This is a genomic window from Lentilactobacillus kisonensis DSM 19906 = JCM 15041, assembly GCF_001434135.1.
GTDB lineage: Bacteria > Bacillota > Bacilli > Lactobacillales > Lactobacillaceae > Lentilactobacillus > Lentilactobacillus kisonensis.
Map to the genome: position 1 here is coordinate 1 of NZ_AZEB01000047.1, position 8,074 is coordinate 8,074.

The 8,074-nt window shown below is 34.8% G+C and carries 11 protein-coding genes and 2 pseudogenes; 5 read left to right on the forward strand and 8 right to left on the reverse strand.

The window, feature by feature from the left end; translation table 11 throughout:
- Window positions 1-180: 180 nt before the first annotated feature.
- A pseudogene (locus FC98_RS15240) lies at window positions 181-408 on the forward strand (hypothetical protein).
- A gap of 19 nt (window positions 409-427) precedes the next feature.
- Window positions 428-706, forward strand: a complete 279-nt coding sequence (locus FC98_RS13070) for a hypothetical protein (protein ID WP_056949703.1) — start codon at window positions 428-430, stop codon at window positions 704-706.
- A gap of 80 nt (window positions 707-786) precedes the next feature.
- On the opposite strand, the pseudogene FC98_RS13075 reads toward FC98_RS13070, so the two are convergent.
- From FC98_RS13075 to FC98_RS13095, 4 genes and pseudogenes are all read right to left on the reverse strand, one after another.
- A pseudogene (locus FC98_RS13075) lies at window positions 787-1,535 on the reverse strand (SAM-dependent methyltransferase).
- Between the two features lie 266 nt (window positions 1,536-1,801).
- Window positions 1,802-2,908: a replication initiator protein A gene (locus FC98_RS13080; protein ID WP_056949705.1), complete on the reverse strand. Its 1,107-nt coding sequence runs from the start codon at window positions 2,906-2,908 to the stop codon at window positions 1,802-1,804.
- A 913-nt stretch (window positions 2,909-3,821) separates the two neighbouring features.
- Window positions 3,822-4,025, reverse strand: coding sequence for a hypothetical protein (locus FC98_RS13090; RefSeq protein ID WP_054712561.1), 204 nt, complete (start codon window positions 4,023-4,025; stop codon window positions 3,822-3,824).
- A 54-nt stretch (window positions 4,026-4,079) separates the two neighbouring features.
- Window positions 4,080-4,865, reverse strand: coding sequence for a ParA family protein (locus tag FC98_RS13095; RefSeq protein WP_056949707.1), 786 nt, complete (start codon window positions 4,863-4,865; stop codon window positions 4,080-4,082).
- A gap of 166 nt (window positions 4,866-5,031) precedes the next feature.
- Between FC98_RS13095 and FC98_RS13100 the strand changes: the two genes are divergently transcribed.
- Window positions 5,032-5,196 (forward strand): MFS transporter, encoded by a 165-nt coding sequence (locus FC98_RS13100; protein WP_082603059.1) that lies wholly within the window; start codon window positions 5,032-5,034, stop codon window positions 5,194-5,196.
- A gap of 82 nt (window positions 5,197-5,278) precedes the next feature.
- Here the strand turns inward: FC98_RS13100 and FC98_RS13105 are convergent, their stop codons facing one another.
- Together FC98_RS13105 and FC98_RS13110 are read right to left on the reverse strand one after the other, a co-directional pair.
- Window positions 5,279-5,641, reverse strand: a complete 363-nt coding sequence (locus FC98_RS13105; RefSeq protein ID WP_056949709.1) for a TIGR02328 family protein — start codon at window positions 5,639-5,641, stop codon at window positions 5,279-5,281.
- 74 nt (window positions 5,642-5,715) lie between these two features.
- Window positions 5,716-6,303: a site-specific integrase gene (locus tag FC98_RS13110; RefSeq protein WP_054656104.1), complete on the reverse strand. Its 588-nt coding sequence runs from the start codon at window positions 6,301-6,303 to the stop codon at window positions 5,716-5,718.
- A 76-nt stretch (window positions 6,304-6,379) separates the two neighbouring features.
- Between FC98_RS13110 and FC98_RS13115 the strand changes: the two genes are divergently transcribed.
- Together FC98_RS13115 and FC98_RS13120 are read left to right on the forward strand one after the other, a co-directional pair.
- Window positions 6,380-6,658 (forward strand): type II toxin-antitoxin system Phd/YefM family antitoxin, encoded by a 279-nt coding sequence (locus FC98_RS13115; protein WP_002834561.1) that lies wholly within the window; start codon window positions 6,380-6,382, stop codon window positions 6,656-6,658.
- On the forward strand, window positions 6,658-7,014 hold the full coding sequence (locus FC98_RS13120) for a type II toxin-antitoxin system YafQ family toxin (RefSeq protein ID WP_014271908.1): 357 nt from the start codon (window positions 6,658-6,660) through the stop codon (window positions 7,012-7,014). The genes FC98_RS13115 and FC98_RS13120 overlap by 1 nt, the downstream gene beginning before the upstream one ends.
- A 105-nt stretch (window positions 7,015-7,119) precedes the next feature.
- On the opposite strand, the gene FC98_RS13125 is transcribed toward FC98_RS13120, so the two are convergent.
- Both FC98_RS13125 and FC98_RS13130 read right to left on the reverse strand, forming a co-directional pair.
- The gene (locus tag FC98_RS13125; RefSeq protein ID WP_005917927.1) at window positions 7,120-7,422 is read right to left on the reverse strand and encodes a type II toxin-antitoxin system YafQ family toxin; all 303 of its coding nucleotides are present in this window, start codon (window positions 7,420-7,422) and stop codon (window positions 7,120-7,122) included.
- Window positions 7,412-7,690 carry a plasmid mobilization protein gene (locus FC98_RS13130; protein WP_003625288.1) on the reverse strand — a complete coding sequence of 93 codons (279 nt, stop codon included), beginning with the start codon at window positions 7,688-7,690 and terminating at the stop codon, window positions 7,412-7,414. Before FC98_RS13130 ends, FC98_RS13125 begins: the two co-directional genes overlap by 11 nt.
- Between the last annotated feature and the right edge of the window lie 384 nt (window positions 7,691-8,074).

Below are 8,074 nucleotides of genomic sequence, written 5' to 3' on the forward strand. Positions count from 1 at the left end.
ACAAGAATTTAGTGGGGTGTAAGTGCGCATTGACCTCATTTCACTCGGTCTTCTGATTACCTTAACTTCAATTTAGTGTATGACTTTCGCTTCGCTATTTCAACTTTTATACTTTAACTTAACTTTTATACTTTAACTTAACTTTTACCTTATTATATAGTGTCCGTGATTATTTTTAAGATGATTGGAGGGATAATTGTGACTCAAAGTAACTTAGAAAAACAAGAAGCTAAATTAAAACAGCTTAATCAAAAGATTAAAGCTGAAAAAAATAAAATTGAATAAAGCCTCGGTAAGCAAATCATTAAATCAGCTAATTTGGATTATGCGATACTTACCACTCCACAAATTAAAATGATTGCTAAAAAAACTGCCGCCTTTTTAAATCAAGATCAAAATAACCAATAATAGTTAGGTGGTAATGACTATGCCTAATCAATATGAAAAACTAGTTGAACAACAAGTACGTTTAAAGCAAAAAATTGAGCGGGAAGATTTTCAATTGCGGCAATCTAAATACTATGAAAATCGGCAAGCCCGCAAAGCCCGTTCTCGCCGATTAATTCAAAAGGGTGCTTTGCTCGAAAAATACTTTCAAGCTGATAACCTCTCGGTCGAACAAACCGAAGAGCTTTTAAAGATATTTGCCGATTACGTTAATGCCCATAAACCGAATAAATTCAAAAACGATCAACCTAATAACTAGGCCGATCGTTTTTATTTTCTGAATCATTTTTTCGGTTCATTTTTAGTTTGATAAAGCATCTCAAATTCAATCAAAATAGATTACATTTTTCGGGTAACTAAAATGAAGCGATCCTCTTTAGTAGTAACTGAACCGTCATTTTGAATTAATTGATCTAGTTGAGTAAGCTGTGATAAGCAGTGAAATCGGGAAACTCCCAAGGGATAATTGAAGCGTAATAAATAATGGCCCCAATATCAAAAAAAGTCATACTGGGTTGAGCTTCTTTAGCTAACAAAATTTCAAAACCCAAATTTTGAAAATCTGCGACTGTTTTCAACAAGGTATTATCTGGATATGCCGGAACATAATCTGAATCGAAAAAGCGTGACAATGAATAATTGTTCAAAGCCCCAACCTGTTGACTGATAAAATAACCGCCAGTTTTTAACTTATCTTTGATTAATTTTGGATTGAAGGCAGCATGACTATTAGTGATCATATTCAGAGAACCATTTTTAACAGGCAAGGCATCTTCATACTTTGCAGACAAAGCATGAACCTTGATCCCTTGTTTGGCAATCGTGTGTTTTAGAAGATTAATGTTAAGCTGCCAAGCCTCCGTAACTTGTGTTCTATTACTAGGGTGATGAAAAGTTTTTAACAGCTCACCACCGCCGGTTCCCATATCCAATAGCTGCATATCTGATTTTAAATAGCTTAAAACCAGTTTCCGATAATTCCAGGGAAGAAGTTCATTTTGCCAACGACCATCAAGATGTGAAAAATCCCAGCCTGTAATGCCATATTGTTCTTCCTGATGCCATAAATTTAATTTTTCTTTGTTCATTTTAACTGCCTTTCAATAACGAGTAAGTCGAAACAAAAGTACAGCTTTGTCTGTTGAAAATATGCTCAGTACAGAACAGACTCCTACTAAAGCTGTACTGAGCAGTTATCGTATTTAATTTCCATGTGGTCGCACCATCTTTCCTATGGATAGCTAATAGACACTAATATTGGGCTCCTAAAACGGCTTTAGACCCATTTTAAATATAATCTAATATAAGAATGTTCCCGTTCGCTTAAAACGTCTTAAACAAGCTTATATGGCGTTTAATTCCAAGTATGCTCATTGTCAGTGTTCTGTTCTTCGGGGTGTTTGGCCGCATATTCTCTAGCCGCTTGTTGGTTCCACCAAAGCGCAAATAGGTTTTGCATGGTGCCGTATAAGTAGTTCTCCACGTTCTTGATATGCTTCTCATTGCTTCTCAGGGCGTTAAAGTAGCGTCTTAAGGCTTTAGTCATCAAAGGTTTTAGTTCTTCGTCGTCAAGCGGGATTAGAACCCCAATATCTTGATGATCTTTTTCAACTCGGTACTTAGCGTTTAAGATAATGCCAATGAAGCGCCGCACTTGTTGCGGAGTGCGGCACCAGAAACTTAGTAATTGCACGGCTTCGGGTTCTAAGAAAACCGGTAAGCCACTGTCTTCATCAGTTAAGAAGTCATTAGCATGGTTCACCAAATCCTGGTTTTGCTTTTGAATTTCTGCTGGTGAAAAATGGGCTGTGGAAAAGTCCAACTTTTGAGTATCTATATTGTATCTATTAGTATCTAAGCTTCTAGGTTCTTTATATAGATCGTGTCCGTTTTTCGGAAGTCTGCTTGTATCAAGGGATTGGGATATGTTACCAACGGTCTCATGCTGATTTCCGTTTTTCGGAAGTCTGCTTGTATCAAGGGATTCAACGGTCTCATGCTGATTTCCGTTTTTCGGAAGTCTGCTCGTATCAAGGGATTGGGAGCTATTTAGATTCTTTTCTCTTAAATAAACATCTTTTTCATTAACTTTTAATTCCGCTAAATACAATCGGTTGGGTAATTGGCGGCCGGCTTTTGGTTGAAAACCCATTCTTTTCTGCATTAATAAATGAGCACCTTCAAGCTCTTTTTTAATTTTTGCAATTTTTGTATTTGAGCAGTCAAATAGTTTTTTTAATTCTTCGTTTGTGAAGACAAAATAAACATTGTCATTTTCGTCAACCCAGTTATTTCGTAATGAATATTCTAGCCGATCTTTGAGAACCATGTAAGCCAGTTTAGTATCACTACTTAGGTGTTTATATTTTTCTCCGTACATTAGTACCTTGGGAAATTGAAAAAATAAAGTTCCATAAACGTTATCTTTTTTATAAAAATCAAAATTTGCTTGATCCATCATAAAAACTCCCTTCTTGACTGACACCTGCTGTTCCAAAAGAGAGTTGCCAAAACATTTGATTTGCTTTAAAATACAAATCTGATATGCTTTAACTAAGTTACAAAGCGTACATTTGGTAGTGATGGCTTTGCAATTTCATCAGCATGTGTCTGTTTGTGAGTTGCCCAACCGGCAACTTTTTTAATTTATAGCAACTAAACAAAAATGGACTAGGCAGCTTCTGTTGGCTACTTAGTCCATTGGATTTAATTTGTTTTTTAACTATCCTTAACTTGTCCTTTTGGACCGGTTTGCGGTATAATTAACCTACAAATTAAGAACAATATTCAGTTGATTTTTACTTGGCGGTCTAAATCGACTGAATCTAAGTAGCTGTCAGATAGCTACTTGCTAAACCTGAAGTCCCTGATTCCTCGTGAATTGGGGACTTTTTTCTGTTTAGCTTGATCTTTTATTCGGTTGTCATATTAATCTTAGTCTAGCATAGCGCTTACCCGCCGGCAACTTTATTTGGTCTTGTACACTTTGCCTACTTTGGGTTTGAACCAATAAGAGCCGGAAGATATCAGTAAATATTCGAATAATATAAATGCCTCTGGGTGTTTAAGAAAGTATTCGTTGAAAGCACTGAAAATCAAAAGCATGATCGGTCCGCATAAATAAGTAATAAACAAGGATATCATTTGTAATATACGGATAACTGATCGACGATTACCACTCCATTTTTCAAATAGTACTTGTAACCATTATTGTAACGGGAATAACCATTGTCTAAAAAAGAAACGATTGCCTATTTTATGTCTCTTCAAAATGCCGATAACGGGAAATAGCCAAAAAATAATAATACAAGCAACAAGGAATATCTCGTTCATTGTAGTTTCCATGATTTTACCCCTTTTTCAATTAGCGAAAATCAAAGATTAAATTCTTTTTTTAGCAGTTTCTCTAAATATCTGGAAGCTGTTAATTCTTTCTCTTTTGCACGTCTAGTTAGTTCATTAGCAATATCTTGCTTCAAAGTATAAGATTTTGAAATTCTAGGTGCAGTTGGTTCATTTTTAGCAGGTTTGCTGCTCATACTATTTTTTAGTTGATTCATTTTATCTTCAAATGCCATTATACTAGTCCTTTCTGTCTCATAATATGATATAGCATGACATATCATATTACGCTATTGCTTCGCAAAGGTTTCAAAGATATTGTCGATATTTTCGAAAAATTCTTTGGCCCTTTGTGTTGAATTGTTTTCTTGCTCCATCTTAATCAGCGGTTTGTGATTAAGAGTTGTTTTATTGAATATTTCTCTTTCAGGAATTAGTGCAATTGTCCGCGGGTCTTTTTTCATTTGTTCTACAAACTCATGAGATGACTTAGTATTATGTTTTATCCGGTTTCCAATGAATTTAAGTTCCGCTGTGACAAAACTTTGTCGAGTTTCGACATTAATTACATCTTGTTTCAATTGTTTCATTCTTAATTCCAAATTACTTTTTGAAGTAAAACCGTATTCACTTGGTTCAATTGGGCTGAAAACGAAATCAGAAATTACAATCATATTTTGTGTGATAGTTGAAAAATCAGGATGCGTATCTATCAATACATAATTGAATTTTTTTAGTTCATTATAGTTATCTGAAAACCACATGTACATTAATAATTCTTTGTTTGCTCTAGTTTGAAGATCATTGTTAATTGTATCTAGATTCATAGAAGCAGGGATAATTGACAGATTCTTGTGTAACTCAATAATTTCTACTTTTTCATTATCTTTTGTAAAAACATTAGCTAAGGTATCATGATCTTTATAAATATCATAAGTTTGGGTCAAACTACACTGGTGATCACTATCAATCATCAAAACATTGTAACCCTTACTAGATAACCATTCACCATAATTGAAAGTTAAAGTTGTTTTTCCAACTCCGCCCTTAATGGCTGAAAAAGTAATTATTTTCATAGTGTGCCTCCTTATTTGCAAGTAAATAATAGCATATTATGAAATAGCATGCAACAATATATCATGATATGATATATTGTTGCATGCTATTTCATGGAAATAAGATTATGCGAGTAATCAACAAATAAATCAAGGCCCACACAAATTGCTGGTTGGTCTCAAGCAAATGGCACAAAAAGAAGCTTTAATGAATTCTATGGGAAAAATTAAGCATGCTAAAAAGCGACAAATCAGTCATGCCTTTAGTCATACTTATTTGGTAGGAGCGGTGATTATTTTAATTATTTCACCGATTGCTTTATTAACAGATCGTAAGCAATTTAAAAGTTGAATTAAGCTAGCCAGTATCTTAATTCAATGCGGATTACTAGCTAAATCTAAGAGGGTATTTCGAATGAGATACCCTCTTAGATTTATAAAATAATCCCCTTACTGGCTAAATTAGATAAACATTCTTTCAAATACGAATCATTATGTTCTGGATAAATCGGGTTAGTTATCGGACACTTTTTCAAAATTATATATGGATCGCAATGAATACCACGGTAAAGCGGATCAAACCATTTTTTATTAGGACGATATCCGCGCCGCTGCATTTCGTGCATGACCAGCAAGTGAAATTGATAAAGTTTATACGGTGAGTAATTGAATACATAATTAACAGTTGCATGCTTTTTTCCCCAGCCATTGCCTCTTAAAGCAGCAATTTCCCGATGCTGTCCTAACAGTTGTTGGCGAGGAAGTTTGCTAATGAGTTGCTCATGCCAAAGTCGCATAATTAGCCTCCTAATTTTTTATTTTATTTATCAATGTATTATAAAAAATGATTGAGGTAATGTTTTCCTTGATATTACCCAAAATTGGTTTGCCCCAGCATGTTTTCTTGACTAGCCTGGTCTAAGCCTAAATAAGCTAACGTCATCGCCTCACTGGAATGATTGAGCAGATTCATGACTAAGCCAATATTATAATTTGATTGCGTATAGACGCGATAAGCCCCGGTTTTGCGCATTGTATGGGTCCCTAGATAATTAATTCCTAACAGATCGCCAACCTTACTCATAATTTTGTAGAACTGTTTTTCCGTGATATGGCGCTCGGGGTGTTGAATGGAAGGAAAGAGCCATTCAGAGGCTAGTCTATGATCAAGTAGCCATTGACGGTACAATAAGAGCTCTGTTTGAACTTGTTTAAGATACAAGGTATTAGGCTTACCCGTTTTTCGGTCGTGAATGAACGCATTTTGTTTAATAGAACCGTCCGGATTAAAAATATCGGTTTGTTTTAAGCGCATGACATCACTGACTCGCAACAGTGTCGCTTTACCAACTTGAAAAACTGTATAGTTACGCCGGCCAGCTTTAAAGTTGTTGAGTAAGGTATCTTGCACCTCTTTGAGAACGTTTGAATCTTTGATGGGTAAGACAACTTGTTGCATAGTTTTAGCTCCTTAAAAAATTGATTTTTAGTACAAATTAAAGTACAATATTAAGTACAATGAAAGGGTGGTAAATATGACATTAGCACTAACACAGAGCGATTTTCGCGCTAACCTAAAAAAATATTTAGATCAAGTTAATGACGAAGATGAAACCGTTTATATTGCTCGTTCAAATAGTCGCGCAGTGGCCATCGTTTCACAAGAAAAAATGGACTGGCTAGAAAGAGCATTAAAAGCGAAAGAAGGTTCGTTAGAATATGCAATTGCGCGTGATCAGTTAATTAAACGACATGTTTTACCTGATGATGAAATTGTTGAATCAAATGATGATTATTGGGGTCAGTTTAAATAATGAAAAAACTAAGATTTAAACCACGTGCAACCTTTAATGCTGATCTAAAACGGTTAGCCAGTTTAGACAAATCTATTATTGATGAAGTTCGAGCAGCCATTGACCTGTTGCTTGAGCAGCAACAATTACCACCAGAATTTGAAGATCATGAGCTTAATCGGCGAATGAGCGGTTATAATGAATTTCATTTACGAGACACCCCGAAAAACAAAACACCAAGCGAAACTAACGATGTTCTGGTTGTTTATACGATTGATACAGATGAACTAGTCTTAATTGGAATTCGAGTCGGATCGCATGATCGTTTATTTCCTGGTCAAAATCGTTCCAAAAGGTATCGAAAAAATGACGAATAAAAGAAGTCATTTATACCATATGAAAACAAATAGCCCCCAACATCTACATTATAGATATTGGGGGCTATTTTAATTTATTTTTTTATAAGTGCCCCTAAACTATAGCTATTGATTCAAGATTTCATGGGAGCCAGTTGCAACCAATAACAAAATCAATTCATCATGATCTAGCTGATAAATAACAATCCAGTTGTCATAATTTTTACCATAGTTTCCATATCTGGCAGGGTGAAATTCACGATAGCCACGCCAATTTCCTTTTAATGCATGATCTTTAATCTGTTTCAAAACAAGTACATCTTGTTCAACAATTGCTTCTAAACAAGGCTTCAAGACAGTTATTGGGAAATGTTTTTTGACTAGTTTTTTTAATTCACGTTCAAAAGATTTGGTCTGTTTAATTTGCATCTAACTTATCGATCCAATCTTCAAAGTCAGTCAATGAACCAATGTTTTTGACCTGCCCTGTTTCTGCTTCTTTTTTAGCGGCTAAGGCTTCCGGAGAATCTAAAAAGCTGACTAATCGAACTTCATTATTGGCCGCTTTAACTAACGATAAGCGTATATACTCAGAAACGGTTAGCCCTTGTTTTGCTAGATTAGCTTTAGCCCGTTCACTAATGTCAGGTGTTACACGAGTTGAAATTGTCTTGTTTTTAATAATAGTATTACTCATTCTAATCCGCCCCCTTTAAGTTTACCATCGTACTACATTATAACATTCGATTTTTAGGTTTTCTGCAACTAAATTAATTTTAAAGTAAAGGAACTAACAGCTTATGCAACAAGTTGTCTTACCCATCAAAGATTCAAACATTCTTAGAAGCTGTCTCAGGAATCAGCTTACATCCAAAGAGCTAAGTACAAAATTAAGTTATTGGTTTTTAATGAAAAGTATTAAAATGGTCGGGAAATAATTGGCTACGAAATTACGATTCATAGAAAAAATATCAAATGCTGTAAGAGATTGTCCAATATCCATGATTATTGATAAACTTCTGTGTAAAAAAGTGAATTTGATCCATGAAAAATTATCCCAGCAATATTACCTGGCAACAAT